Here is a 26270-nt window from a genome sequence, read left to right as displayed (position 1 = left end):
TGCTTCAAGGGGGCGATTCTACATTATGCGTTGTATTTTCGAAATGCGATATCGCCGTTGTTTTATTAAGGAGCTAAATACTTTCTTCGGAAGGGAAAATACTTTGTGCAAGATGATGGTTAAGGCGTCTTGCTGCCGAAGTTAAGTTGTTCGAATTCTCAATAAATGGTGCGACTTCTATTTTACCTTTCACCGCGACATGAAAAAAGGGTTTCGTAGCAGGAACTTGATACCATTTTTTCTCTTTCGTTAAAAATGTCGGAGAAACCGTAATGTGAATGACGCGTAAATCGGTTTGCGTTCGAGTGGCTATTTGTGCCGCACCACGTTGTAGTGATGGTTCAATCCCTGGCGTTGTGCGAGTTCCTTCAGGAAAAACAAGCAACACGTTGCCACGTGAGAAACGTTCTTCACAGCGCTCTAAAAGATCATCAGGTGCTTGGTTAGGTATGTACCCCGCCGCTTTGACAATCCTTTTCATAAAAGGGTTTCCCCAAATGGCCGCTTTAACGAGGCAATCACATTGAGGAAGTTGAGAGGCGATCAGCACATAGTCGATTAAGCTCGGATGGTTGGCAACGATGATGCAGTTGCGATCTTCGCGTAGCAGTTCGGCGCCATCAATTCTGTAATCAATTGCGCCTGTGAACTTCATGATTTGGCAAAAAGCATTGAAGGAGAAACGAATCAGTCGCTGAACTTTGAGCTCTCTTTCAATGGTATTGGGTGTCGTTATTGCAATAGAAGGTAAGATTAAGAAGCTTAATACTAAGCCTCCTAGCCCAAAGGTGGTAAAGCAGAATCCTGTCGCAAACACTCGCCAATATTGCCCTAACTTGCTCATTGCTGTTTTCCTGTCTTGGCGTTATTTATCCACGACCAAGTTTGGTGCTTGCCAGCAAGAGTCCACTTATTTGTACCCAATAAGATATGTTGGAGCGTTTGTAGCCCTTGTGGTAACCCGGAAGATGCTTGGTTGGCTTCTACTGTTCTAGTAATAGAGTATTCACTGCCAGTCGTGAGCACTAAGCCCAGAGCATAATCAGCATAGTGTTGTGTTTCGTATTCTTGGTAAAGCTCAGGCAAAGGCTGGTCGAAATCAATGACGAGCACACGATGTGACGGATACTGATGTAGGTAAAGATAAGCTTCGATCAGAGCATTGTGGAAAGTATCTTGCCCAGCAGCGATAGAGGTCAGTGGAATCGGCGCTTTTGCGGCAATCGTTGTGAGACCAGCAGCGGTATTGTGCACCGACTGCGAGAACGCCATTGGTGAGGCGTCATCACCTTCTAAGATTGATTGAATCAATGTGGCAGTTCGGTGCAGCTCACCATGTCGGCTGGCAAAAACCAGAAAATCAACCGAGGTGTCTTTTAATAGCGTTAATGCGGTTTGGACGGCAAGCTTACTTTGCACACTCATTCGGCGGCGCATCATTGGAGGAATAGCTTTAAATTCAGTTGAGCCATCTTGTGGCCAATCTAAATTAGCGCTCCACGCTTGCCATTGGGCAACAGAATTGAGACCGGCAGAATTTGCAGACCATTTCTCAATATTAAACGACATTAATTGGGATTGATTTGACATAGAGTATTGATTTGCTTTGGGTCTAACTAAATACTATGCGTGCTTATAAATAAACACAGGTAAGGAATTTAAATGAAATTACTAAAAATAGCCGTTTCAATGTTATTCATATTCGTTCTTGCAGGGTGTGGACGTGTCCAACCTGTAATGAATGTTGAGGATACTCCAGTTGCACTTAATCTTCAAAGTAAACAGGTGAAATCAGCTATTTATGAATCGGCTGAAAATCGAGGCTGGTTGGTTTCAGAAATAAAGCCAGGTTTGATCCGTGCTGAGTTGTATGTTCGTTCGCACCACGCTGTGATTGAAATTCCTTATAGTGACAAGTTTTACTCTATTCTTTACGTTGAATCAGAGAATTTGAAGTACGACGATGGTGAAATACACCGTAATTACAACCGTTGGGTTAATAACTTAAACGTTGATATTAAACGTAAGCTTGCACTAATGGCAGCTGAGTAATCCTCTATTATTTTAAGTTAGGTTTTTCGTGTCGGAATATAAATTAGATCCATTCAACGCATTAGAAGCAAAAACAGAAGCGCAGAAATTGTCTTTCGCTCCCATTGTTTTTCATACTGCCCGTACACTTCGTGATTTAGGTATCTTGAAAGCGTTAGATGACGCGGGTAATGATGGTTTACCTGCAGAGACTCTTTCGGAAATAACGGGCGTATCTGAGTACGGCGTAAAAGTTCTGCTTGATATGGCGTTAAGTGCTCATATTGTTACTTGGGACAAACCTAACTATAAAATGGCCAACCTTGGTTTTTACCTTCTGCACGATGGTATGACCAACGCAAACATGGATTTCACAGCCGATGTTTGTTACGCAGCGATGATGCATCTAACCGAAGCGATTGAAGAAGGCACACCTGCCGGCCTGAAGGAACTGGGTGATTGGGAAACCATTTACCAAGGCTTGTCTCAATTGCCAGAAAAAGCAAAAGAGAGTTGGTTTAAGTTCGATCACTTTTATTCGGACCGTTCGTTCCCTGTTTTGCTTGAGAAAGTCTTCAGCAAGAAACCTAAATCGCTGGTGGATATCGGTGGTAACACCGGTAAGTGGGCAATGCAGTGCTGCAACCATGACTCCGACGTTGAAGTGACGATTGTTGATTTGCCACAGCAACTAGAAATGGCAATGGCAAACGCGACACTACATGGCCATCGAGACCGAGTGACTCCATTCCCAGCCAATATGCTCGATAAACAGCAAGCGCTGCCGACGGGCGCGGATGTGTGGTGGATGAGCCAGTTCCTTGATTGCTTCTCGCCAATGGAGATTCTGAGCATATTAAAGCGTGTTCGCTCTCATATGTCAGAAGACGCGACTGTCTATATCCTTGAACTGTTTTGGGATGCACAGAAATACGATGCGGCTTCTTATAGCTTAAACGCGACGTCGCTTTACTTCACTTGCTTGGCCAACGGCAACAGCCGTTTTTACCGCAGTGAAGATTTCCTAGAGATCGTTGAAGAAGCTGGCTTTGAAGTGGTGACCCGTACCGACGATATCGGCCTTGGTCATACGCTTCTTGAATTGAAAGCTGGCGCGCAATAAAAATAACAAACATGGCTTAAATTAATGAAAAAACTGTCAACTCAAGTAGTGATCATCGGAGCTGGGCCGTCAGGGTCTATTGCTGCGTCTTTGCTTCATAAAAAAGGCATCGATGTTCGAGTGATTGAAAAGAGCCTTTTCCCGCGCTTTTCTATTGGTGAAAGCTTGTTACCGGCTTGCATGGAAGTGATTGAACAAGCTGGCATGAGCGAAGCGGTGGCTGACGCCAACTTCCAATTCAAAGATGGTGCCGCTTTTCGTAAAAATGGCGTGTACACCGCATTTAATTTTGAAGATAAGTTCTCTGCTGGGCCGGGAACTACGTTTCAGGTTCAGCGAGGGGCCTTTGATAAGGTGTTAGCAGACACAGCCGAAGCACAAGGCGTTACTATTGATTATCAACATGAGTTGATGGGTATTAACTTCACTGAAGACAGCACCATTTTAGACGTACAAGTGCTTGATGGAGAACGCTATCAGCTAGAGGCTCAATACGTGCTGGACGGCAGTGGATTTGGTCGCGTGCTACCTAAGATGCTTGATTTAGAAGAGCCATCATCGCTTCCTCCACGTAAAGCTATTTTCACGCATATTAACGATCATATTGCAGAGGTTGATACCGACCTTGAATATGATCGAAACAAAATCCTGATCTCGGTGCACCCGACCAATCCTGACGTTTGGTATTGGTTGATCCCGTTTAGTAACGGAGTGTCTTCGTTTGGTGTAGTCGGGGAGCCTAAGTTCTTTGAATCATACCCACAAGATAAGATTGCCGCTATTAAGCAACTGGCAACGGAAGAGCCGGGTTTGGCTGAAATATTAGCAAATGCAGAGTATCCGAACCCTGCGGGCGAAATTGGTGGTTATTCTGCCAACGTAAAGCACCTTGCAACAGATAAGTATGCGCTGCTGGGTAATGCCGGTGAGTTCCTTGATCCTGTGTTTTCATCAGGCGTGACGATTGCGATGAAGTCGGCTCAGTTTGCGGTTGAGTGCGTGGAAAAGCAGCTCAATGGTGAGAAGGTTGATTGGGATCGTGATTATGCCGATCCATTGATGGTTGGCGTAAACACGTTTAGAACGTATGTTGAGGGCTGGTACTCAGGTACTTTGCAGGATGTGATTTTTTATCAAGATCCAAATCCCAAAATTAAACAGATGGTATGCTCGATTTTAGCGGGCTACGCTTGGGATCAAACTAATCCTTACGTGAAAGAGTCGCAGCGTCGATTGGCGACATTGGCAGAGATATGTCGAAGCTAGGTGGTCTATTTGGTCGTTGAATACATGCTAAAAAGTCACGCACGTTTAATGTAAAAAATAAAAGCAGCCGCAATGCGTCTGTTTTTATATCAAGGGTGTCTTGAAAAAGTGGAACTCTAACCTTTCTCGCTATATTGACCTATCTCCCTGTATTGGGAGCAATTCTATTTTAAATCGATACTGTTTAAACGCCCCATAAATTCTAAAATTTCTAAATTTTCTTTGTTTGCTTCCAGTAATGCTTTTTTGGTCTTGGTGTAAGCACCTAATCGACCATGTTTACTGATCGAACACACGACGCTCTTATAAACGAGTTTTCCTGTCTGATCATACGTTCTCCAAGCCGCAATGTAGCATTCATCTTTTTTATTGGGTTCATCCCGAGTTGGGCGAGGTTTAAAAATGATCTTGGGCTCAAGGGAGTGGGGGAGCCGAGTCATTAAATAAGGATCTTTGAGTAACCGACGCCAAAATTTGCCCCACATTGCGCTGCCGAGTTCGTTGCGAAGCTTAATGGCTTTTTTTAGGCCTTTTTTATCACCAATACGTATGTATCCAACCGAGCGATGAAGCACGCTATCGTCGGGCGTGTGTATATGGATCTTATACGCCGTTTTGGCTTTTGAGATAAAGCGGTGGCCAGTATTCGTAATGAGATTGCTTTTTTTCATAATTGTTTTTGCAATGAACTTATTATGCGTTGTTGTGCAGTAAATACTTTACCGAATGAAGCTGAAGTCTACTTCAATCATAGTTGCAAAAATCAGAGTCGTGTGAAGATTTTATAAGGAATAAAAATGCCTTAGCAGCATAAGCTACTAAGGCATTGTTTTATATGGCGCTCTCTACAGGATTCGAACCTGTGACCTGCCCCTTAGGAGGGGGCTGCGCTATCCAGCTGTGCCAAGAGAGCGTGTTCTATGGTGTTAATTACCTACAACATCTTATGCATGACGTCGCCAATTTGAATACTACCAGCCAAATCGGGTTGATCGATTTTTAACTCAGCTTCGTTTTCATACACGCGTGAAACGGTCAGTGTTATGTCGCTCTGAGAGACTTTGTTTCTCGGTAAGCCATTTTGATCGATAAAGGATCCGGTGTGCCATAGCTGCAGTTTATCGCCTTCTTGAACGCCGTGAATTCGACCTAAATCGATGGTGACTTGATTACCAAAGCGAGCAACAACTTCGGGTAAGCTAATTTTACATGAAACTTCAGATTCAAGGTCTAGCATGATATTCCGACTGACACGAAGCATCATTTCACCGTACGTAGATGCCCAGAAACGAGCGCTTTTCGTGTCGATTTGGCTGGTCTTTGCAAATGGCCACTTAGCGACTTCTCGATAGTTGCGACTGTAGACTTCATGGCCTGTCTTGCCATCAAATATTTGCATTTCTAAGGCGAATTGTCGATTTATTACATCGTCTCGAATCAAATTTTGTTCAATGGTTGCAGTCAGGTCAGTAATGACCCCACCAAGAATGTATTGAGCCCCCGTATCTTGAGCGATCATTTTTAAACGTTCTGGATAGCGCTTGCTGATTTCATAGTCGGTGGTGCCTACAGAGACAAAACTCGACGATTCTTGATCGAGCTGGCGATTGATGACGTGTGCAAAATCATCCCCAACACGGTAGATCTTCCCCATAACGGCTTGTTGAGGGGCGGCAAGATCAATGTTTCCGACCAAAAATGTCTTTTTATACTGGCTAACATGGCAACCTGTTGCCGATGGGTAGATATCAATACGTGCTCGAACAGACATTACGCCTTTGCGTACACGTTGCTGCTCTACGAGGACATACCGCACTTCATGGTTGGTAAATTGATACTCTTTTTGATCACTCTCAAGAAATGGACGCAGGTTGCTGATACTGCCTATATCTGCACCTGAAAAGCTGACCGCCTTAAAAATGGCGTCTTCTAATGCATGGACTCTTGCCACCTCTTCAGAGGAGACAACGGTTGATACACCAGTCACTTCATACCAGGCGGCTTGAAGTGTTGATGCATAAGCTAATGAGTAAAGCATTGAAAATAAGAATAAAATATTTTTTTTCATTGTGATTCGCCATTTGGGTACAAATATTGCTTTTCATTTATTAGCTGATTTAGGTGTTGCCTTTCTTTTTCGTAGCAGAGTTAGAAAAGCAAGGAATGTTCCACATTGTGTTAATGATGAAATTCATTGAATAAAAAAGAGCAGTGGCATTCCAAAGCCTTATTATATCTGGAGATTAAGAAAATGAAAAAATGGTTAACGTTAGTGCCTGTGCTGTTTTTGACCGCCTGTGCCTTCGCCCCGATTTATAACGGTAAAGAACCGTATGCCGGGTCTCAGTTTATGCTGATGGAAAGCCCTCGCCACACGATGGATTTTTTCGTTGAAAGCTTGACTGAAGATTTGATTATCTCAAACACCAGTGTATCAGCACGCACGCCGATCGCGGTGACGTCGTTTGTTGACTTACAAAACATGGATGCGACTAACTGGCTCGGGAATTCAGTGTCTGAGGGGTTTATCCATCAGTTTCAGCGCAGAGGTTTTAAGGTTGTCGACTTTAAAACGACGGGAACGATTCAGGTGACGCAGCAGGGTGACTTCGCTTTTAGCCGAGATTGGAAAGATTTGGCGCAAGAGCAAGAAATTCAGTACATTTTGACGGGAACCATGTTACGTCAAGAAGGTGGCGTTTTAGTTAATGCTCGAGTAGTCGGCATGCAATCGAGAGTCGTTGTTGCGACGGCCCAAGGGTTTTTACCTGCCGATCGTATTGGTCGCGATTTGGACACGCTAAACTCGATGCGTACCGAAGATGGCGTATTGATTCGCTCTGATCCAACAATGACACAGCCTTACACTGTGATTTTACGTCCATAGGAGTTGATGATGAGTAGATGGATAGTACTATTGACGACGTTGATCATGGTGGGGTGTCAGCCTTTGGCAACAATGCGTGATAACCCGTGGTTAACCGCTGTAGGCTACGCGAGCATTAGTGAGCAAAAAGGCGTCAATGATGAAGAGAAGCAAGTTAGAGCTATGCGAGCATCAAAGATAGACGCTTATCGAGAACTTGCTGAGCAGGTATATGGCATGCGTGTTAGCGGGCGAGCGGATCTTAAAGATCAACGCTTAGGAACCGAGCGAACATCAGGAGCGGTCGATGGCGTTATTCGTGGTGCTGAAGTCGTAAGAAGTTATAAAGTAGGCGACAGCTATGTCACGGAACTGAGGCTTGATATCGAAAAGATGGATCGCTTAAGAACCTATGGTGAGGTTCAGCAAGTGCCAGAAAAAAGGCAGCAAACATTGTTCTAGAGAGACTGAGTTTTAGACCCGCTGAATTGAACAAGCGTAACATCGAATCGATTTCATTTTCTCCAGAAATGAACGTTAACGTGGAATGTGCTCTAGGTAATTAAGAACGGCAATATCGATTGTCGTTTTTTTGTATTTGATTGTTAGGTTTGTGGTGGGGGAATTAATAAACAAATTAGGCTTTAATGTTCGTGCCTAGAGTGGATAGAGTATGAGTTTGCCCTCCTGCATTGTAAGTCATGCCGATTTTTCCATGGCTTTGCTGCATCATATTATTCAGTTTGTTATAGCTAAGCTGGGCACGTTGTAGCGCTTCCCCATTTACGAGGTTTGCTTGTTGGCAGTCGTGTATTATGGAATTGATTTGGCTAACCATTTGTTTTAGTGGCCCATCTTCTTCTGTAAGGCTAGAAACATCAGGATGGGAGCCAATACGTTGATCGGTTTTCTGAAGTTGACTAATCAGCGTCACTTTTTCTTTGGCGAGGCGTTCGATATCACTAGAGACACGCTGAGTTATCGCCACTTTCTCTTGTGAAAGTAACGCTGACAGATCATGTGCATTTTTCAGTTGGAATTCTACCAAGCTTGCCAGTGCTGCCATATTCTAAAGTCTCTTACTGAATAATGATTATTGGTGACTCATTGCGAGTGACGATTAAAAGCCTCCAAGTTCTTTTTCAAACTTGATCATATTATCGGCCAGTTTTTCTGAATCAACGGTATAAGAACCGTTAGCGATGGCTTCTTTAATCGCAGAGACTTTTGCTGCGTCAAAACTTGTCTGGGTTGCCATTTGATTGTGCATTTCACCGATTTCTTTGCCTTGCTGGCTTAAAGAAACGGCATCTTGCTTAGAGCCACCTGACTTTTCAGTCGATTGCGTCCTGCTTGATGCGTTAGATTCAGTACGATTAGCGCTGCGTGTTGATGAGGTCATCGTCTGCCCGCTTCGTATATTATCTATACCTGCCATATGTTAGCCTTTTTTAAAATTGAGAACCTGTACAGTCACTATCGACTATTGTCAGTATTACTTTAATCTTTTGCACGCTAAAAAGTGAAAAACTTTAACAGATAATCAAAATTGAACCGTGACTTGATTAATCCCAGTTACCCTTCCTTCAATTATACGGTTGGATTTACTATTTTTCACCCTAATCTGTTCACCAGCGACGCCATCGGATAAAGCGATACCCTTGGTTGTGATCGCCATCCCTTCTTTGACCGCGCGGATTACCACGGTTTCATTTCTACAAACGACACAAATATCTTTCTCTTGAATAACACTGCCAACATTCAGGTTTCGTTTTACTTTTGCCCCAATAACCATATTTAGTGAGGAAAAACCTTGCCGACGAAAACGGTGTAGGTCTACCATACTAATAGTAACATCATTAGCCGAAATGATTTCTCCTCGGTTAAGAGGGGAAGAGAGTGTCACTTGAGGGCCCAAAGTAGTGATTCTCACTGGTACATAGAGTCTCCAGTTGTCTTCTGAACACTCAATTAAGACAGTGATATTACTGGATTGATTGCTAAGTGAAGACGATGACGCTAATAATGGGCTAGGGCAATCGGTGGCAAAAACCCGTGAATCAATATTAGCGGCCCTAGCTTGAAGCTGACCGCCAACAGGGTGCTCAACGTGATTTAATATATAGTTCTCAGCGCTTTGCTGAATGGCTTCAATCTGCTCGTTGGTGGCTGAATAGCTAAAAAAACTAAATAAAATTAATAAAAAGCCGATAGACTTGCAATAAAACTTATAGAAAGCTCTACACTTAGTTATGGTAACGAAATACCAATGTGATTTAGAATATATCATTCTGTTACTCTGGTTTTACATAGCCTACGGTAGACTAACACTTTTTGGGATAAAAGTTTGATATGGAGATGAGCTTATGACCGGTGTTCTTGATTCAGTGAATCAGCGTACTCAACTTGTCGGTCAAAACCGATTAGAACTACTGACGTTCAGATTAATGGGGCGTCAACGTTATGGTATTAACGTATTTAAAGTAAAAGAAGTACTTCAATGCCCTAAACTTACTTCAATGCCAAATCTAAACCCCTTAGTTAAGGGCGTTGCTCATATCCGTGGTCAAACCATTTCTGTCATCGATTTGAGCCTAGCGATTGGCGGTAGGCCAACAACCGATATTGATAAATGTTTTGTCGTTATTTCGGAGTTCAACCGAACGATTCAAGGATTCCTTGTGAGCTCTGTCGAGCGCATTATTAACATGCACTGGGAGTCGATTTTACCGCCACCAGATGGTGCTGGCAAAGCCAACTACTTGACCGCTGTAACCAACATTGACAATGAACTGGTCGAGATCCTTGATGTAGAAAAAATCCTTGCAGAAATTGCGCCAGTTGATGAAAAAATGGATGAATCTATCGGGGCCGAAATAGCGCAAGCGGAAACTGAGAAAGAAATTGTTCGCCGGATCTTAATTGCTGATGACTCAACGGTTGCGCGTAAGCAGGTAGAAAGAGCGATTGTTTCTATTGGATTCGAAGCCATTGCCGTGAAAGACGGTAAAGAAGCGTACGATAAACTGGTTGAAATGGCAGCAGAGGGAAGTATTTACGACCAAATTTCTCTGGTCATTTCCGATATAGAAATGCCCGAAATGGATGGCTACACTCTCACGGCTGAAATTAGGCGTAATTCTGATTTGAAAAATCTGTATGTGATTTTACACTCGTCGTTAAGTGGTGTCTTTAATCAGGCGATGGTTGAGCGAGTGGGTGCGAATGCATTTATCGCCAAATTTAACCCTGATGAACTGGGTAATGCGGTTAAAACTGCACTAACAAAATAAAAGAGATATAAATGACAGCGATAACAATAAGCGATCAAGAGTATCGTGATTTCAGCCGCTTCTTAGAATCCCAGTGTGGCATCGTATTAGGTGATAGCAAGCAGTACCTAGTAAGAAGCCGTCTTAGCCCTTTAGTCACCAAATTTAATGTTGGCTCATTATCCGATTTATTACGTGATGTGGTCACTGGGCGAAATCGAGATTTACGGGTTGCCGCTGTCGATGCTATGACAACCAATGAAACATTATGGTTTCGAGACACCTACCCATTTGCGGTGTTAGCCGAAAAGCTTTTACCAGAAGTCGCTGCAAATAAAAGACCCATTAAAATTTGGTCTGCGGCCAGTTCATCAGGCCAAGAGCCATATTCAATGGCGATGACCATTTTAGAGACTCAGCAGCGTAAGCCAGGTATGCTGCCGAATGTTTCGATAACAGCAACGGATATTTCGGCAACCATGCTCGATATGTGCCGCGCTGGTGTTTACGATAATTTAGCACTCGGTAGAGGCTTATCGCCAGAACGACGTCGTACATTTTTTGAAGACGCTGGCGATGGTCGTATGAAAGTGAAAGATAACGTGAAACGATTGGTTAACTTTCGCCCGCAAAACTTAATGGAAAGTTATGCGCTAATTGGTAAGTTTGACATCATTTTTTGTCGAAATGTGTTGATCTACTTTTCACCAGAAATGAAATCACAAGTGCTAAATCAAATGGCCAATAGCTTAAACCCAGGTGGATATTTGTTACTTGGAGCGTCGGAGTCTTTAACGGGATTAACCGACCGGTTTGAGATGGTGCGTTGTAACCCTGGCATTATTTACAAGTTGAAGTAGCTAGCCAAAAGGTTACCTTAGTTAGTCGGTATACTATAGAAAGCTCAGTCATTGACTGGGCTTTTTCTCTTTCTGTCCAAGTATTTTGGTTTATTGGTTTATTGGTTTATTGTTTTTCTGACATTGGAATCAATGACCGTGCTCTATAGCCTGCATCTTGAAGTCATTAGGGTATAATATAAAAGTGACAATCAAAATCTTCATTTGGCTACTTAATGCTGATACACATTAAGCGGTCTATTAATTGCAACGATTAATTTCAGAAAAAGTACAGGTCTAAGTAAATTGTGTGATTAGTTTTAAAGTTGGTATGCAAATTGCTTTTATCTATGTAGTAACAGTCAGTTCTTTGAGTTGAGGCAATTATGGCTATTTCTTTTGACAATGCTTTAGGTATTCACCAACACACCGTTGGCGTACGTGAGCGCAATGCTGAGGTCATTTCGACCAACATTGCACAGGCGAACACACCTGGGTTTAAAGCAAAAGGAATGGATTTCAATAAAGCACTGCAGGCGGCAACGTCGGGGGCAAGTATTGGTCTTAGCCGTACAGATAGTCGGCACATCTCTGCCTCAACGAAGGTGACAGGGGAAAGCTTATACCGCATTCCAACCCAACCTGATACCGGTGATGGCAACACGGTAGACGTGGATTTAGAGCGTAATTTATTTATGCAAAATCAGATCAGACACCAAGCATCACTCGACTTCTTAGGAAGTAAGTTCAAGAACTTAACCAAAGCCATTAAGGGGAGTAACTAGATGAGCTTATTTAATGTATTCAATGTGACTGGTTCTGCTATGAGCGCTGAATCCGTTCGTCTAAATACCACCTCTAGTAACCTAGCGAATGCGGACAGTATCTCTAGCTCTGCAAAAGATACGTATAAAGCACGTCACGCAGTGTTTGGGGCGGAGTTGAGTAAGGCACGTTATAACCGTGATCATAACGTACCAGTGAAAGTATTAGGCATTGTTGAAAGCGATAAACCGCTTAGTGCGGAATATAACCCTGACCACCCATTAGCGAATGATGAAGGGTATATCTACAAACCTAACGTCAATGTTATGGAAGAAATGGCCAACATGATTTCTGCTTCTCGTGCGTACCAAACGAATGTTCAAGTTGCAGATTCAAGTAAACAAATGCTGCTGCGTACGCTGCAGATGGGTCAATAAGGATAAGGAGGTAGCGAATGGCTGGAATAAATAACGTTGGTCAAAGCGGCTTGTCCTATGTTGATCAGCTTAAATCTCTTCAAGAGCAGAAGAAGACTGAGGACACAACGGGTAAGCAGGATCTTAAACAAGAAGACTTCTTATCACTCCTCACGAAGCAGCTTGCTCAGCAAGACCCTTTTAAGCCGGTCAGTAACGACCAGATGATCGCGCAAATGGCGTCATTTGCAACCGTTGATGGCATTGGGAAAATGAATTCTCAGTTCGAGAACTTAAACACTTCAATGACCTCTAACCAAGCCCTACAGGCATCGACGTTGGTCGGTAGAGATGTACTCGTACCAGGAGCTGCTGGGGTGAAACAAGACGGCGCTGCTATGTCAGCAATGGTTAAGCTTCCTCAGTCTTTGGACAATTTATTTGTTCGTATTGAAGATGAAGCCGGACAGTTGCTGCGTACGTTCGAAGTGGGTGCGAAACCTGCTGGAGACAGCAAAGTTGTATGGGACGGTAAAGACGAAAACGGTAATCCATTGCCGGCTGGCAAATACAAGGTGAAAGCCTCTGGATTGTTGGATGGAGAAAGCAAAGAGTTTGAAGTATCAACTTATGCGAACGTGAATAGCGTACTTCTCGGTAAAGGTGATGGTAACGTACTGCTCAATCTAGCTGGCTTTGAATCGCCAGTTCGACTTGCTGAAGTACTAGAAGTTGGCAAAGCATAGCTCTTTATTGAGTAAATAGGCTAGCTAGATAGGAGATTTTAGAATGTCATATGTATCTTTAAGTGGGTTATCCGCTTCTCAATTAGATTTGAACACAACCAGTAACAACATTGCCAACGCCAATACGTTTGGTTTTAAAGAATCTCGTGCAGAGTTCGGCGATGTATATTCAACCTCGATATTTACGAACGCTAAAACCACACCTGGTAAAGGTGTTCAAGCGAATAAGGTTGCTCAGCAGTTCCATGAAGGGTCGAGTATTTATACCAATAACCCACTGGATTTGCGTGTTTCTGGAACAGGTTTCTTTGCGGTTTCTAAAGACCGAATGATTCCGCAACAAAACGAGTTAACGCGTAATGGTGCGTTTCATTTAAACAAAGACAACTACATCGTTAATGCCAATGATCAGTACTTACTTGGCTATCAAGTGAATAAAGACACCGGTGATGTGCTTTCTTATGAGCCTGAGCCTCTTAATATTCCAGCTGAATTTGGTAAACCGAAACAAACCAGTGCCATTGAAGTGGGTGCTAACTTACCAGCAAACGGTGACCTTAAAGATCCAGCCTTATTTGATCACACCGATCCAGATACCTACAACCGAGCAACGTCAACCACGATTTATGACTCGATGGGGCAATCTTACAAGTTATCGACCTATTACTTGAAAGACATGACTCAGGCCAACACGTGGAATCAATACTACAGTGTGACGGATTCAGCAGGCGAGAAGATGATCAATGTTGCGGGCGGTGATGCAGCGTCGCCTACGGGGCATGTTGGACACACAATGAAGTTCAATAATGATGGTACACTGGCAAGCATGAACAGCGGGAACCCCATCTTGACAGACAGTTTTGAGACCGCAGGCCTTGACCTTAACGGTGCAGACGGTACTCAGGTGTTAGCGTTTGATTTGGATGCTGCGACACAGTTTGCCGCCCCATTCGAGATAACCAAAAGTAATCAAGATGGTGCTACTACTGGTTTCTTAACCAAAATTGACTTTGATGAATACGGTAGCGTTTTAGGTACCTACTCAAATGGTCAGAACGTGACTTTGGGTCGTGTTGGTATGGTTCGAGTCCCAAATGAACAGGGGCTCGATAAAAAAGGCGGTACTCAGTGGGATTCAACTCAGTTCTCTGGTGACAAAATCTGGGGTGAGTCAGGTAAAGGTTCATTTGGTTCTATCAATAACGGCTCTCTTGAGCAATCGAATATTGATATGACTCAAGAACTGGTTGACTTGATTTCTGCGCAACGTAACTTCCAAGCTAACTCACGTGCACTAGAAGTACATAGTCAATTGCAACAAAATATCCTACAGATCCGTTAATGATTTTGTTTCTTTAATCATCTGTTAGACCAAACCAGCGGCAAAGCTGGTTTGGTTTTGTTGCCAGTGTTAGGCAGCAATGATCCTACATCCCACTCAAAAACTTTCCCCCAAAAACCCAATACACCCTAACCGATTGATAAATAAAGACTAAAAAATTGGCACGTCTATTGCTTGGTACTCATGGAACATTGGTTATCGGAGCACATTATGGACCGCACTCTTTATCTCGCTATGAGCGGCGCTAAGCAAAATATGCAAGCGTTGCAGTTAAGAGCAAACAACTTAGCAAACGTTAGTACGACAGGCTTTCGTGCTGATCTAGCACAAGCTCGTTCTATGCAAGCGTATGGTGAAGGGCTACCGACTCGTGTATTCAGTATGACCGAGAGACCGGGGCAAAACTTTGCCCAAGGCAGTGTTATTACCACTGGCCGTGATTTGGATGTGACCATTCAGGGTAATGGTTGGATCTCGGTGATGGATAGCACCGGGAAAGAAGGCCTAACACGTAACGGTAATTTGAAAGTTGACCAAAATGGACTGCTAACTAATGCCTCGGGTCACCTTGTACTAGGGGAAACAGGTGCACCGATAACTCTACCTATTCCTATCAGTAAAGTTGAGATCGGCAACGACGGTACCATCTCTGTGGTTCCTCAAGGGGCTCCGGCGGATGCGATGGAAATTGTGGATCGTATTAAACTCACTCAAACCGATAACCGTTCTCTATTTAAAGATATTAATGGTCTTTTTCGATCGAAAGAGCCTAATGCGGCATACGAAGCGGATGCCAATGTAAAACTGCTCACAGGCGCTGTTGAAGGCAGTAACGTCAATGCTGTCGGTGAAATGACAAGCCTAATTGACTTACAAAGACAGTTTGAAATGCAAGTTAAAATGATGAGCACGGCGGAAGAAATGGACAAAGCGTCCGATTCACTGCTTCGTATGAGCTAATAAGAATTTAAGGAGACGATTATGCATCCGGCATTATGGGTAAGTAAAACGGGTTTAGATGCCCAGCAGACGAACATTTCGACGATTTCGAACAACCTTGCCAACGCATCGACCGTTGGTTACAAGAAAAGTCGCGCGGTTTTTGAAGATCTGTTCTATCAAAACATCAACCAGCCAGGCGGTCAGTCTTCACAAAATACCGAGCTACCGAGCGGCTTAATGCTGGGTGCAGGTTCAAAAGTCGTCGCGACGCAAAAAGTTCATACGCAGGGTAATACGCAAACGACCACCAATAGCTTAGATATGATGGTTGAAGGCGATGGCTTTTTTCAAATATTGATGCCAGACGGCAATATCGGCTATACCCGAAATGGCCAGTTTACCGTGAACGATGAAGGGGCGATTGTGACCTCAGGCGCAGGATATTCACTTGAGCCAGAGATCATTATCCCAGATGACGCTATCAGCATCACGGTCGGTACTGACGGTGAAGTATCAGTCAATATTCGTGGGCAACAGGACAATCAAGTTCTAGGACAAATTACCACGGTCGATTTTATTAACCCAGGCGGCCTTGAGCCTATCGGTCAGAACCTTTACCTTCCAACCGGTGCCAGTGGTGATCCTCAAGAGGGAGTTCCTGGTTTAGATGGTTTTGGTTCAGTGAGACAATCCATGCTTGAAACATCAAACGTGAACGTCACCGAGGAGCTTGTGAATATGATCGAAGCCCAGCGTGTCTATGAGATGAACTCAAAAGTTATCTCTGCTGTCGACAAAATGATGAGCTTTGTTAATCAACAGCTCTAAGTTGAGATTATAAGTTCATGATTTTCGTTTCATGATTACTAGTTTAATAACGAGGTTATTCGTATGAACCGCATTCTATTTGTTCTTACTATTTTAATGATGAGCGGCTGTACAATGTTAGAGTCACCGCTTGAAACAACGGATGTTGTTCAAGGGACAACGACTATTGATGCGGTTGAAGGTGATCAATCAGCTGAGGAAAGCTCGGGGTTGGTGGATACGTTACGTGGCAGAAATGACCCTCTAGCGGGAGATCCAGCTTGGGCGCCTATTCACCCTAAACAACCGCCAGAGCATTACGCTGCAGAAACGGGATCCCTGTTTAATCTGAACACGGTGAGCAGCTTGTATGACGATTCCAAACCTCGGGGCATTGGTGACATTATTACGGTCAACTTAGACGAAAGCACAAAAGCAGCGAAAAGTGCTGATGCGGATTTAGCTAAAAACAATGATGCCAGCATGGACCCGCTTGAAGTGGGTGGGCAACCTCTCAACATTGGCGATTACGATTTCTCATATAACCTCAGTAATGACAATAAATTCAGTGGTAGCGCTGCTGCGAATCAAAGTAACAGCATCTCAGGCTCCATTACCGTCGAAGTGATTGAAGTGCTCGCCAATGGTAATCTCATCATCCGCGGTGAAAAGTGGCTAACGCTCAACACGGGCGACGAGTATATTCGACTCAGTGGTACCATACGTCCAGATGATATTGATTTTGATAACACCATTGCGTCAAACCGAATTTCAAATGCTCGAATTCAGTATTCTGGTACTGGAACGAATCAAGATATGCAAGAACCAGGATTCTTGGCACGATTCTTTAATGTCTCTTTGTAGCTTTAACCAAAAAGTCTAATTATTGACGAAGTATTTAATCGTTGATTAAGTATCTATGAAGTTTAAGGGTTACCAAATGAAGAATTTTTTTCTATTACTTATCGGCATGATGTTCGTTGTGACGAGCGTGCAAGCAGCGCGAATCAAAGATGTATCACAAATTGCGGGAGTACGTAGCAACCAATTAGTGGGCTACGGTTTGGTAACGGGTCTTCCTGGTACGGGTGAATCAACGCCTTTTACCGATCAAAGCTTTAATGCGATGTTGCAAAACTTTGGCATTCAATTGCCGCCTGGCACGAAGCCAAAGACTAAAAATGTTGCCGCCGTTATTGTGACAGCTGAGATGCCTGCTTTTACAAAACAAGGGCAAACTGTCGATGTCACGGTATCTTCCATTGGTTCTGCGAAGAGTTTACGTGGTGGTACTTTGATGCAGACTTTTTTGAAAGGTCTTGATGGTCAAGTTTATGCCGTTGCTCAAGGTAATTTAGTGGTGAGTGGTTTTAGTGCAAGTGGCGCTGACGGTTCGAAAATTGTCGGTAATAACCCTACCGCAGGTATGATTTCAAGCGGTGCGATCGTTGAACGTGAAGTTCCGACGCCATTTAGTCGTGGTGATTTCATTACTTTCAATTTGCTAGAGTCTGATTTTACCACGGCACAGCGTATGGCCGATGCAGTCAATAATTTCCTTGGGCCGCAAATGGCTTCCGCAATCGACGCTACTTCCGTACGAGTGAGAGCGCCAAGGGATGTGAGCCAGCGTGTTGCATTCCTATCTGCTGTCGAAAACATCGAGTTTAATCCAGCAGATGGCTCCGCGAAAATTATCGTTAACTCTCGCACAGGTACTATCGTTGTCGGTAAACATGTCAGGCTAAAACCCGCGGCGGTGACCCATGGCGGTATGACGGTCGCGATCAAAGAGAACCTAAATGTCAGCCAACCGAATGCGTTCGGCGGTGGCGAGACGGTTGTTGTTCCGGATACTGATATTGAGGTGACGGAAGAACAGGGAAAAATGTTTAAGTTTGAACCAGGCTTAACATTGGATGATTTGGTTCGAGCGGTGAATGAAGTTGGTGCAGCTCCTTCCGATTTAATGGCTATTTTGCAAGCACTTAAGCAAGCGGGTGCGATTGAAGGTCAATTGATCATTATTTAAGGACTGAGCATGATAAATAATGGAAACGACATTGGATTCATTCATGATATTGCTGGCCTAGATAAACTACGTCAAAAAGCGGTAGGTGGTGATGAGGCCGATGATAAAGCTGCGTTAGCCGCTGCGGCCAAACAGTTTGAAGCGATTTTTACGTCTATGCTGTTTAAGTCGATGAGAGATGCGAACGCGAACTTTGAATCTGGAATGATGGATAGCCAGAATCAACAGTTTTATCGCCAGATGCTGGATGACCAGATGTCGAGCGAGCTGAGTTCATCTGGTTCGCTAGGGTTGGCAGATATGATTGTCGCACAGTTGAGTACCGGCTCCATAGAAAATCAAAACGCAGCTGCTCAAAGTGATAACTTTGAAGAAATAATGGACAAAGTAGAGCGAAATCGTCAACTGCGAGAAGCGGCGCCACTAGCCGACGTAGCGGCAATTCAAAAAGCTCAACCGACCTCGTTTGATTCTCCGGAAAGTTTCATTAAGTCTATGCAGCCCTATGCAAATCAAGCGGCTAAAGCGTTGGGTGTTGATTCTTCTCTATTACTTGCTCAAGCGGCATTAGAAACCGGTTGGGGGCAAAAAGTCGTACAAAACTCTCGTGGCAGCAGTAATAACTTGTTCAATATTAAAGCAGATAGAAGCTGGCAGGGCGATAAAGTGGCGACCCAAACGTTGGAATACCACGATAATGTCCCAGTGAAAGAGCAAGCCGCTTTCCGCTCTTATGATAGTTATCAAGACAGTTTTAACGATTATGTACGCTTTTTAAATCAAAATCCTCGTTATAGTACGGCACTACAGCAAACAGGCAGTTCGGAAGAGTTTATCCACGGTATTCATAAAGCGGGTTACGCCACTGATCCTGAATACGCGAATAAAATCTTGCGAGTAAAACAGCGCATTGATCAGATGTAATCATCGGTTGATTACAATTAAAACAAAGGCTTGCATTCAGTAAGCCTTTTTCCTTTCTACTTTATATCTTCTCTTATTTACTGGCATACATATTGCAATAATCTAAGTAACGGATCGGTGATAGCCGGTCTTTCTTAAGATTTTTGGGGGTCGTATGTCGTCGGATCTTCTGAATGTGGGGACACAAAGTGTTCTTACTGCTCAGAGACAACTCAATACCACTGGGCATAATATTTCAAATGCCAATACAGACGGTTATAGCCGACAGTCTATTATCCAAGGAACCAACGCGCCTAGACAATATGGCGGTCAAACTTACGGCATGGGCGTCCATGTGGAAAATGTTCGCCGCTCTTGGGATAAGTTTGCCGTTAATGAGCTGAATATTGCGACAACCAGTCAGGCTTTTAAAGCCGATACTGAAGAAAACCTAGATGTACTTTCAAGTATGCTTTCTTCTATAGCATCAAAAAAAATCCCCGAGAATTTGAACGAATGGTTTGATGCAGTAAAAACACTGGCTGATAGCCCCAATGATACGGGGTCGCGCAAAGTCGTGTTAGAAAAAGCGGGACTCATCAGTAATAACCTAAACGATTTTCACGAGACGATCCGTTTGCAATCGGATGTGGCTAATAAAAAACTCGATCTCGGTATAGAACGCATTAACCAGCTGGCGTTAGAGATTCGTGATACCCAACGTTTGATGATGCGCACGCCTGCTCCACATAATGATTTGATGGACCAACACGAAAGGTTGGTTTCAGAGCTATCTGAATATACCAAAGTGACCGTGACAGAACGCAAAGGTGGGGAAGGCTTTAATGTCCATATAGGCAATGGGCATACCCTTGTTTCTGGCACGGAAGCAAGCCAATTAAAAATGATTGATGGCTATCCAGATGTTCATCAGCGTCGACTGGCTATCGTTGAAGGTAAAGGCATTAAAGCAATCACGACCAAAGACATTGATGGGAAAATTGGTGCGTTGCTAGAGAATAGAGACAAACATATTCCTTATTTGATGGACGAACTTGGCCGCATGTCGGCATCGTTTTCTTTTGAAGTGAATAGACTTCAATCTCAAGGTTTAGACCTACGAGGAAACGTCGGTGGGTTGATCTTTTCTGACGTTAATGAAGAACGAATCGCAAAATCTAGGGTGGTTCAACCCTCTGACTCAAATGCAGATTTAGCGGTCTTCATTGAAGATACCAGCAAGCTAAAAGGGGGAGAGTACTCTCTCCAATATAATGGTAGCGATTACACCATGACGTCTACTTCTGGTGGTAGGCAGAAAGTCGATCTCGTTGGCGATGCTATTCAAATTGACGGGTTGAGAATCGAAGTTCGCCAAGGTTTAGCGGTAGGAGAGAGAATACTTATTCGACCTACACGAAATTCGGCAGCAGAGATTCAGATGGCAACCAATGACCCATCGGTTATTGCCGCTCAGAGTTTTAAAGCGTCAACCTCATTTGCTCAAGGCAATGCCCAGTTTAAGATCTTGCAAGCTGGCGATGTTAGAGAATTTGAAGTCGTCATTTCACCGACGGGCGATCAATTTGCGGTGACTGACCCTAAAGGCAATATCTTGTTAGATCCACAGGATTACCCGCCATTAGGTCCTGTCGATGTTTTAGGCACTATGTTCAGTTTAAGCCCAGGCGCGTTTGCGAACGATAAGTTCACGGCAAACCTTAACCCCTCTGAAGGGGCAAACGGCAATCTGCTTAAAATGCAGAATATTCAAACGAACAAAAGTCTTAATGATGGCGAGTCAACAGTGTTGGATATCTATCACAATTTGAATACCGATGTTGGCTTGAAAATGTCTACAGCATCGAGACTTGCTGATGTTTCGCAGTTGGAAAAGCAAGCAGCACAAGAGCGTATCGCTTCTATTTCAGGTGTGAACCTCGATGAAGAAGCCGCCAACATGATGAAGTTTCAACAAGCATATATGGCATCTTCACGAATCATGCAAGCTGCGAACGACACATTTAATACCATTTTGGCACTGAGATAGGAGGCGGCTAAATGTTAAATCGAATTTCAAGTTTCCATAACTATCAGTCGGTACAAAATGATCTGCGCCGTCAAGAGACAAAAATTCATCATAATCAAGCCCAACTAGCCTCGGGAAAGAAGCTATTGAATGCGAGTGATAACCCGCTTGCCACTCACTATATTCAAAATGTGAGTCAACAGTCGGAGCAATTAAGACAGTATGTCGATGCGATTGTTCTGTCTCGTAATCGCCTAGAGCATCACGAAGTGATTATTTCCAATACGGAAAGTTTTGCAGATGAAGCTAAGCGAACGGTAATGGAAATGATCAATGGATCACTTTCGGCAGAAGATCGCGTTGCTAAAAAGCGAGAGCTTCAGGAAATCGCGAATAACTTCTTGAACCTAGTCAATGTTCAGGATGAATCGGGTAACTACATTTTTGCAGGGACCAAACCGAAAAATCAGCCTTTCTATCGAGATAATGATGGATCCGTGACATATGCCGGTGATGACTATCAACGAAAAATGAAAGTGTCTAACACGTTAGAGATGCCGATTAATGATCCGGGCAGCAAATTGTTTATGGAAATAGACAACCCGTTTGGTGACTACGAGCCTGAATATCAGCTGAACGATGCCTCTGAGTTGTTGCTAGAAAGAGCGGTCAATACAGACCCTAGCGATGCATCGAGCTACAAAGTAACCTTTGTTGACATGAGCAATGGCAAATTTGGGTATCAGCTAGAAAAAGATGGCAGTGTAGTAAAAGCCGATGAGTTTGATCCGCGAACGGGGATCGAATACGAAGGACTGACGGTTCAGGTAAAAGGGCAAATTAGCAAAAGTGATGTTATTACACTAGAGCCAAGAAAAACCTATTCAATATTTGAGACATTCCAAAAAGCGATGGAACTCTCTGATAATTCGGTTTCAGATACCAACAGTACCGCGAAATTGCACCAAGTTACGCAAGAGTTTCACTCTGCATTTATTCATTTAACTAAAGCACGTACTGATGTCGGCGCTCGATTGGGTACGCTTGATATCCAAGAGCAACAACACGAAGACTTTAAACTGACTCTGGCTAAATCCAAGAGTAACTTTGAAGACCTTGATTATGCAGAAGCGGTGATAGAGTTCAACGAGAACTCTCGCGCACTGCAAGCTTCTCAGCAAGCATTTGGGAAAACGAAAGACTTAACTTTATTCAATTACATCTAATTATTGAATGCCTTACGTGCTATGCCGTATGTGCAATTAGGTGGATTGAGCGCTGCTTTAAAGTACCCATTAACAAGCGGCAAATGAGCGGCAATAATCGCTCAAACTAGCATCGTTATATTTTTAGACTCGGTAGAAAAATACCGAAATAAATTTGTAACTAACTAATAATAATGGCTTTTTATTGAATGTAGCAATTGATTAAAAAGTTGGCACATTACTTGTATTAATGTGGTTAGAGCGAAAACAATAGATAAATAAACCTGTGCTACATAGGTTTGGCAAGTCAATTACGGTCAGTGCTTCCAAATGAGATTAAGCTGGCCGCTTCGCAAGCACTTGCGAACTCACTAGGAGAGCAAATATGACCATTACAGTAAACACGAACGTAGCAGCGTTAACCGCGCAGCGTTACTTAAATAAGGCCACCGGTGAACTCAATACGTCAATGGAACGTTTGTCTTCTGGTAATCGCATCAACAGTGCAAAAGATGATGCGGCAGGCTTACAAATTTCTAACCGATTGACGGCACAGTCTCGCGGCCTTGATGTGGCAATGCGAAATGCAAATGACGGCATTTCGATTGCTCAAACCGCAGAAGGTGCAATGAATGAGTCAACGAGTATCTTACAGCGTATTCGTGACCTATCACTTCAATCGGCAAACGGCACCAACTCATCATCAGAGCGTCAGGCTTTGAATGAAGAAGTGGTTGCGCTGCAAAATGAATTGAACCGAATCGCGGAAACCACATCATTTGGTGGTCGACGACTATTAAACGGCTCGTTTGGTGAAGCATCTTTCCAAATTGGTGCCAGCTCTGGTGAGGCAATCATCATGGGGCTCACCAGCATCCGTGCTGATGACTTTAGAATGGGTGGTCAGTCTTACTTTGCTGAGAATGGCAAGGACGCTAACTGGGATGTAGCACAAGGTGCTAATGATCTTAAATTCGAGTTTACCGATAAAAACGGTGAGTTAGTGACGGTCGATATTTTGGGTAAGGTTGGCGATGATGTTGAAGAGCTGGCGACTTATATCAATGGTCAAACCGATGCAGTACAAGCTTCTGTGGGTGATGAAGGTAAATTACAGGTCTTTATTGCTCAGCCGGATATCGAAGGTGATCTCGCGATCTCTGGTGGGCTCGCTACCGAACTTGGCCTAAATGGCGGACCAGGCGTATATACCACAGTCAAAGATATTGATGTTACTACGGTAACGGGCTCACAAAATGCCATTGGTATTGTTGATGCGGCCTTAAAGTACGTAGACTCACAACGAGCAGACTTGGGTGCGAAACAAAACCGTCTAAGTCACAGTATTAGTAACTTGGCGAACATCCAAGAGAACGTAGAGTCATCAAACAGTCGAATTAAAGATACCGATTTCGCCAAAGAAACAACACAGTTGACGAAAACACAAATATTGCAACAAGCCGGAACGTCGATTCTTGCTCAAGCAAAACAGTTGCCAAACTCTGCAATAACTTTATTGCAGTAGTATTTGGACTTTTTACCACAGTTACCCAGACGTGAGTAATAGGTGAAAATCCAAGGCAAAGTATGATTATTATTGGATAGTTAAGCTCTCTCAGATTTACCCTGCTTAGTTATTTTTACGATAAACATACGCCCCCGGTCAGTCGGTAATGTGATCATTTCTCTTGATCTCCACATTGGCTCCGGCTTACCAACTAGCCCCGGTTCTCTCAAAGGAAAAGGGGCTTTTTCTTGCCTCAAATTTAATATTTCTTAATTTCCCCTCGTTTAAAAGTCCAACAAATCAATCGATTTTATCTATTTCGCCCCCGGCAGATCTGCTCTTTTCTTTAATTCAATTTTTTCCTTCTGTGGGTAACATCTTGTTATTTAGGTTTTTCTCGAAATAAATAATTTAATCTTCTCTTTTTTCTAAAGGAATTCTTTTTAAGGTCGCTAAGAGTTTACTTTGAGAGAACTAATTGGTTTTTCGAGACGTCGGAAACCGCTCGGATAAGATAAGTTTCCGCTTCGCCGGAAAATCAATAGGAGAGACCACTATGGCGGTTAATGTAAATACAAACGTATCAGCGATGACAGCTCAGCGTTATCTGAACAGCGCAAGCAGCGCTCAGCAAACATCAATGGAACGTCTATCATCAGGCTTTAAAATTAACAGCGCTAAGGACGATGCGGCAGGTCTTCAGATCTCTAACCGCTTGAACGTTCAAAGTCGTGGCCTTGATGTCGCGGTTCGCAATGCGAACGATGGTATTTCAATTGCACAAACAGCAGAAGGTGCAATGAATGAAACAACCAATATCTTACAACGTATGCGTGATTTATCACTTCAATCTGCCAATGGCTCAAACTCAAAATCAGAGCGTGTTGCTATTCAAGAAGAAGTGAGTGCTCTTAACAACGAGCTAAATCGTATCGCTGAAACCACATCATTTGGTGGTAATAAACTGCTCAACGGCACGTTTGATACCAAATCATTCCAGATTGGTTCTGATAATGGTGAAGCGGTAATGCTAACGCTGAACAATATGCGTAGTGATAACGTGCAGATGGGTGGTAACAGTTATGTTGCGGCGAACGGCCAAGACAAAGACTGGTCAGTACAAGCTGGCGGGAATGATCTCACGATCGCTCTTACGGACAAGTTTGGTAATGCACAAAACCTAGCTATTGATGCAAAAGTGGGGGACGATATCGAGCAGCTAGCCACTTACATTAATGGTCAGCAAGATATGATTAAAGCCTCTGTCGACGAAGACGGTAAGCTTCAAATGTACGCTGACAATAATAAAATCGAAGGTGCAGTTACCTTTGGTGGTAGCCTAGCGGGTGAGTTATCGATTGGCGCTGGTAAAGCTGTAACGGTTGATACTATCGATGTGACATCGGTTGGTGGTGCTCAAGAGTCTGTTGCTATCGTTGATTCAGCATTGAAGTTTGTCGACAGCCATCGTGCACAATTGGGTGCTTTCCAAAACCGATTTGACCATGCGATTAGCAACTTAGACAACATTAACGAAAATGTTAATGCTTCTCAGAGCCGCATTAAAGACACTGACTTTGCGAAAGAAACAACGGCATTGACTAAGTCTCAAATCCTTTCTCAAGCATCGAGCTCAGTACTTGCTCAAGCCAAACAAGCGCCAAACGCTGCACTTGGTTTATTGGGATAAGAAACGCCTAAGATAGAAAATCCAGCCTCGGCTGGATTTTTTTTGATCAAAAATTCTAACGCAGCTTATCGAGTATTTTAACAAGCTAGGGAGCCCCTTCATTTACTACGATTGAATGATAGTACATCAATGAGAGTAAGCGTGTATGACGAATGTTTAGGGTACTAGGGTAGTGGCTAGTCTTACTTAAATCAATTGAGGACAGCGCTTAGAGGACCAATGACGATAGCTGAATATGTGTTTGGAAGAAAAGGCTTAGACACTTTTTTGTCGCATCTTTTTTTGTTTAAAGCTTTGTGTTCAAAACGTTGTTGTTCAAAAAGGGGGGAATCGAAAAAGTAATAACAACAAATGAGAGAATAGGAAACGATAGATAAAACAAAACCCAGCCAAAGCTGGGTTTTGTTTGTATTTCTATATTTATTTCTAAGTTATGTCACTAATGATTAATAACTAAGAAATAATGGTGCGGTCGGAGAGACTTGAACT

At 43.4% G+C, this 26270-nt stretch carries 27 protein-coding genes and 1 tRNA gene; 20 read left to right on the top strand and 8 right to left on the bottom strand.

The genetic code is table 11. From position 1 onward, the window contains the following. Window positions 1-73: 73 nt before the first annotated feature. Both A1QO_RS16020 and A1QO_RS16015 read right to left on the bottom strand, forming a co-directional pair. Window positions 74-844, bottom strand: coding sequence for a lysophospholipid acyltransferase family protein (locus tag A1QO_RS16020; protein WP_017040430.1), 771 nt, complete (start codon window positions 842-844; stop codon window positions 74-76). Further along, window positions 841-1590, bottom strand: a complete 750-nt coding sequence (locus tag A1QO_RS16015; RefSeq protein WP_026026973.1) for a beta-ketoacyl synthase chain length factor — start codon at window positions 1588-1590, stop codon at window positions 841-843. The genes A1QO_RS16020 and A1QO_RS16015 overlap by 4 nt, the downstream gene beginning before the upstream one ends. Before the next feature lie 72 nt (window positions 1591-1662). Between A1QO_RS16015 and A1QO_RS16010 the strand changes: the two genes are divergently transcribed. The 3 genes from A1QO_RS16010 to A1QO_RS16000 are packed head-to-tail and all read left to right on the top strand — an operon-like array spanning window position 1663 to window position 4420. Continuing rightward, window positions 1663-2052 (top strand): hypothetical protein, encoded by a 390-nt coding sequence (locus A1QO_RS16010; protein ID WP_017040428.1) that lies wholly within the window; start codon window positions 1663-1665, stop codon window positions 2050-2052. Between the two features lie 28 nt (window positions 2053-2080). Further along, window positions 2081-3154 (top strand): methyltransferase, encoded by a 1074-nt coding sequence (locus A1QO_RS16005; protein WP_017040427.1) that lies wholly within the window; start codon window positions 2081-2083, stop codon window positions 3152-3154. Between the two features lie 24 nt (window positions 3155-3178). Then, entirely contained in the window at window positions 3179-4420 is a 1242-nt protein-coding gene (locus tag A1QO_RS16000; RefSeq protein ID WP_017040426.1) for an NAD(P)/FAD-dependent oxidoreductase, read from the top strand. A 164-nt stretch (window positions 4421-4584) separates the two neighbouring features. Here the strand turns inward: A1QO_RS16000 and A1QO_RS15995 are convergent, their stop codons facing one another. The 3 genes from A1QO_RS15995 to A1QO_RS15985 form a co-directional block, all read right to left on the bottom strand. After that, window positions 4585-5091: a hypothetical protein gene (locus A1QO_RS15995; RefSeq protein WP_017040425.1), complete on the bottom strand. Its 507-nt coding sequence runs from the start codon at window positions 5089-5091 to the stop codon at window positions 4585-4587. A gap of 165 nt (window positions 5092-5256) precedes the next feature. Further along, window positions 5257-5333: transfer RNA gene (locus tag A1QO_RS15990), tRNA-Arg, on the bottom strand. 21 nt (window positions 5334-5354) lie between these two features. Next, window positions 5355-6488, bottom strand: coding sequence for a flagellar assembly protein FlgT (locus tag A1QO_RS15985; protein WP_017041514.1), 1134 nt, complete (start codon window positions 6486-6488; stop codon window positions 5355-5357). A gap of 183 nt (window positions 6489-6671) precedes the next feature. Between A1QO_RS15985 and A1QO_RS15980 the strand changes: the two genes are divergently transcribed. After that, the gene (locus tag A1QO_RS15980) at window positions 6672-7307 is read left to right on the top strand and encodes a FlgO family outer membrane protein (RefSeq protein ID WP_026026624.1); all 636 of its coding nucleotides are present in this window, start codon (window positions 6672-6674) and stop codon (window positions 7305-7307) included. 9 nt (window positions 7308-7316) lie between these two features. Further along, complete coding sequence (gene flgP / locus A1QO_RS15975) at window positions 7317-7748, top strand: flagellar assembly lipoprotein FlgP (protein ID WP_017035112.1); 432 nt, start codon at window positions 7317-7319, stop codon at window positions 7746-7748. 175 nt (window positions 7749-7923) lie between these two features. On the opposite strand, the gene A1QO_RS15970 is transcribed toward flgP, so the two are convergent. From A1QO_RS15970 to flgA, 3 genes are all read right to left on the bottom strand, one after another. Then, complete coding sequence (locus tag A1QO_RS15970; protein ID WP_017035113.1) at window positions 7924-8352, bottom strand: flagella synthesis protein FlgN; 429 nt, start codon at window positions 8350-8352, stop codon at window positions 7924-7926. Window positions 8353-8406: 54 nt separating this feature from the next. Then, a complete protein-coding gene (flgM, locus tag A1QO_RS15965; protein WP_017035114.1) occupies window positions 8407-8724 on the bottom strand; it encodes a flagellar biosynthesis anti-sigma factor FlgM in 318 nt (105 codons plus the stop codon). Between the two features lie 105 nt (window positions 8725-8829). Next, entirely contained in the window at window positions 8830-9576 is a 747-nt protein-coding gene (gene flgA, locus A1QO_RS15960; protein ID WP_017040423.1) for a flagellar basal body P-ring formation chaperone FlgA, read from the bottom strand. A 76-nt stretch (window positions 9577-9652) separates the two neighbouring features. Between flgA and A1QO_RS15955 the strand changes: the two genes are divergently transcribed. The 15 genes from A1QO_RS15955 (at window position 9653) to A1QO_RS15885 (ending at window position 25781) form a co-directional block, all read left to right on the top strand. Further along, window positions 9653-10579 (top strand): chemotaxis protein CheV, encoded by a 927-nt coding sequence (locus tag A1QO_RS15955; protein ID WP_017041513.1) that lies wholly within the window; start codon window positions 9653-9655, stop codon window positions 10577-10579. A gap of 11 nt (window positions 10580-10590) precedes the next feature. Then, window positions 10591-11418, top strand: a complete 828-nt coding sequence (locus A1QO_RS15950) for a protein-glutamate O-methyltransferase (protein WP_017035117.1) — start codon at window positions 10591-10593, stop codon at window positions 11416-11418. Window positions 11419-11783: 365 nt separating this feature from the next. Further along, on the top strand, window positions 11784-12182 hold the full coding sequence (gene flgB, locus A1QO_RS15945) for a flagellar basal body rod protein FlgB (RefSeq protein ID WP_017035118.1): 399 nt from the start codon (window positions 11784-11786) through the stop codon (window positions 12180-12182). Then, the gene (gene flgC / locus A1QO_RS15940) at window positions 12183-12599 is read left to right on the top strand and encodes a flagellar basal body rod protein FlgC (RefSeq protein ID WP_017035119.1); all 417 of its coding nucleotides are present in this window, start codon (window positions 12183-12185) and stop codon (window positions 12597-12599) included. A 17-nt stretch (window positions 12600-12616) separates the two neighbouring features. Then, window positions 12617-13324, top strand: coding sequence for a flagellar hook assembly protein FlgD (gene flgD, locus A1QO_RS15935; protein WP_017035120.1), 708 nt, complete (start codon window positions 12617-12619; stop codon window positions 13322-13324). Between the two features lie 43 nt (window positions 13325-13367). Further along, window positions 13368-14666: a flagellar hook protein FlgE gene (gene flgE, locus A1QO_RS15930; RefSeq protein WP_017035121.1), complete on the top strand. Its 1299-nt coding sequence runs from the start codon at window positions 13368-13370 to the stop codon at window positions 14664-14666. Window positions 14667-14876: 210 nt separating this feature from the next. Continuing rightward, complete coding sequence (locus A1QO_RS15925) at window positions 14877-15626, top strand: flagellar basal body rod protein FlgF (protein ID WP_017035122.1); 750 nt, start codon at window positions 14877-14879, stop codon at window positions 15624-15626. A gap of 21 nt (window positions 15627-15647) precedes the next feature. Next, entirely contained in the window at window positions 15648-16436 is a 789-nt protein-coding gene (flgG, locus tag A1QO_RS15920; protein WP_017035123.1) for a flagellar basal-body rod protein FlgG, read from the top strand. A gap of 63 nt (window positions 16437-16499) precedes the next feature. Continuing rightward, a complete protein-coding gene (gene flgH, locus A1QO_RS15915) occupies window positions 16500-17279 on the top strand; it encodes a flagellar basal body L-ring protein FlgH (RefSeq protein WP_017035124.1) in 780 nt (259 codons plus the stop codon). Window positions 17280-17355: 76 nt separating this feature from the next. Further along, window positions 17356-18447 (top strand): flagellar basal body P-ring protein FlgI, encoded by a 1092-nt coding sequence (locus A1QO_RS15910; RefSeq protein ID WP_017035125.1) that lies wholly within the window; start codon window positions 17356-17358, stop codon window positions 18445-18447. A 9-nt stretch (window positions 18448-18456) separates the two neighbouring features. After that, complete coding sequence (gene flgJ / locus A1QO_RS15905) at window positions 18457-19371, top strand: flagellar assembly peptidoglycan hydrolase FlgJ (protein ID WP_017035126.1); 915 nt, start codon at window positions 18457-18459, stop codon at window positions 19369-19371. Window positions 19372-19525: 154 nt separating this feature from the next. Further along, window positions 19526-21400 (top strand): flagellar hook-associated protein FlgK, encoded by a 1875-nt coding sequence (gene flgK, locus A1QO_RS15900; RefSeq protein WP_017035127.1) that lies wholly within the window; start codon window positions 19526-19528, stop codon window positions 21398-21400. Window positions 21401-21411: 11 nt separating this feature from the next. Beyond that, window positions 21412-22605 carry a flagellar hook-associated protein FlgL gene (gene flgL, locus A1QO_RS15895; protein WP_017040612.1) on the top strand — a complete coding sequence of 398 codons (1194 nt, stop codon included), beginning with the start codon at window positions 21412-21414 and terminating at the stop codon, window positions 22603-22605. A 364-nt stretch (window positions 22606-22969) separates the two neighbouring features. Then, window positions 22970-24109 carry a flagellin gene (locus tag A1QO_RS15890; protein ID WP_017035129.1) on the top strand — a complete coding sequence of 380 codons (1140 nt, stop codon included), beginning with the start codon at window positions 22970-22972 and terminating at the stop codon, window positions 24107-24109. A 538-nt stretch (window positions 24110-24647) separates the two neighbouring features. Next, window positions 24648-25781: a flagellin gene (locus A1QO_RS15885; RefSeq protein ID WP_017035130.1), complete on the top strand. Its 1134-nt coding sequence runs from the start codon at window positions 24648-24650 to the stop codon at window positions 25779-25781. The last annotated feature ends 489 nt before the right edge of the window (window positions 25782-26270 follow it).

It is taken from the genome of Vibrio genomosp. F10 str. ZF-129 (assembly GCF_000287055.2).
In the GTDB taxonomy this organism is placed as follows: domain Bacteria; phylum Pseudomonadota; class Gammaproteobacteria; order Enterobacterales; family Vibrionaceae; genus Vibrio.
Note: the sequence above shows the minus strand (reverse complement) of the source record. Positions and strands in the feature narration are given on the sequence as shown.

Coding starts and splice junctions, on each gene's coding strand:
- A1QO_RS16010 (WP_017040428.1), top strand. CDS start 1,663: ATGAAATTACTAAAAATAGCCGTTTCAATGTTATTCATATTCGTTCTT.
- A1QO_RS16000 (WP_017040426.1), top strand. CDS start 3,179: ATGAAAAAACTGTCAACTCAAGTAGTGATCATCGGAGCTGGGCCGTCA.
- flgD (WP_017035120.1), top strand. CDS start 12,617: ATGGCTGGAATAAATAACGTTGGTCAAAGCGGCTTGTCCTATGTTGAT.
- A1QO_RS15910 (WP_017035125.1), top strand. CDS start 17,356: ATGAAGAATTTTTTTCTATTACTTATCGGCATGATGTTCGTTGTGACG.
- flgB (WP_017035118.1), top strand. CDS start 11,784: ATGGCTATTTCTTTTGACAATGCTTTAGGTATTCACCAACACACCGTT.
- A1QO_RS15925 (WP_017035122.1), top strand. CDS start 14,877: ATGGACCGCACTCTTTATCTCGCTATGAGCGGCGCTAAGCAAAATATG.
- flgK (WP_017035127.1), top strand. CDS start 19,526: ATGTCGTCGGATCTTCTGAATGTGGGGACACAAAGTGTTCTTACTGCT.
- flgL (WP_017040612.1), top strand. CDS start 21,412: ATGTTAAATCGAATTTCAAGTTTCCATAACTATCAGTCGGTACAAAAT.
- A1QO_RS16020 (WP_017040430.1), bottom strand. CDS start 844: ATGAGCAAGTTAGGGCAATATTGGCGAGTGTTTGCGACAGGATTCTGC.
- A1QO_RS15950 (WP_017035117.1), top strand. CDS start 10,591: ATGACAGCGATAACAATAAGCGATCAAGAGTATCGTGATTTCAGCCGC.
- flgJ (WP_017035126.1), top strand. CDS start 18,457: ATGATAAATAATGGAAACGACATTGGATTCATTCATGATATTGCTGGC.
- A1QO_RS15885 (WP_017035130.1), top strand. CDS start 24,648: ATGGCGGTTAATGTAAATACAAACGTATCAGCGATGACAGCTCAGCGT.
- flgH (WP_017035124.1), top strand. CDS start 16,500: ATGAACCGCATTCTATTTGTTCTTACTATTTTAATGATGAGCGGCTGT.
- flgM (WP_017035114.1), bottom strand. CDS start 8,724: ATGGCAGGTATAGATAATATACGAAGCGGGCAGACGATGACCTCATCA.
- flgE (WP_017035121.1), top strand. CDS start 13,368: ATGTCATATGTATCTTTAAGTGGGTTATCCGCTTCTCAATTAGATTTG.
- A1QO_RS15890 (WP_017035129.1), top strand. CDS start 22,970: ATGACCATTACAGTAAACACGAACGTAGCAGCGTTAACCGCGCAGCGT.
- A1QO_RS15980 (WP_026026624.1), top strand. CDS start 6,672: ATGAAAAAATGGTTAACGTTAGTGCCTGTGCTGTTTTTGACCGCCTGT.
- A1QO_RS15995 (WP_017040425.1), bottom strand. CDS start 5,091: ATGAAAAAAAGCAATCTCATTACGAATACTGGCCACCGCTTTATCTCA.
- flgP (WP_017035112.1), top strand. CDS start 7,317: ATGAGTAGATGGATAGTACTATTGACGACGTTGATCATGGTGGGGTGT.
- A1QO_RS15955 (WP_017041513.1), top strand. CDS start 9,653: ATGACCGGTGTTCTTGATTCAGTGAATCAGCGTACTCAACTTGTCGGT.
- flgG (WP_017035123.1), top strand. CDS start 15,648: ATGCATCCGGCATTATGGGTAAGTAAAACGGGTTTAGATGCCCAGCAG.
- A1QO_RS15985 (WP_017041514.1), bottom strand. CDS start 6,488: ATGAAAAAAAATATTTTATTCTTATTTTCAATGCTTTACTCATTAGCT.
- flgA (WP_017040423.1), bottom strand. CDS start 9,576: ATGATATATTCTAAATCACATTGGTATTTCGTTACCATAACTAAGTGT.
- flgC (WP_017035119.1), top strand. CDS start 12,183: ATGAGCTTATTTAATGTATTCAATGTGACTGGTTCTGCTATGAGCGCT.
- A1QO_RS15970 (WP_017035113.1), bottom strand. CDS start 8,352: ATGGCAGCACTGGCAAGCTTGGTAGAATTCCAACTGAAAAATGCACAT.
- A1QO_RS16015 (WP_026026973.1), bottom strand. CDS start 1,590: ATGTCAAATCAATCCCAATTAATGTCGTTTAATATTGAGAAATGGTCT.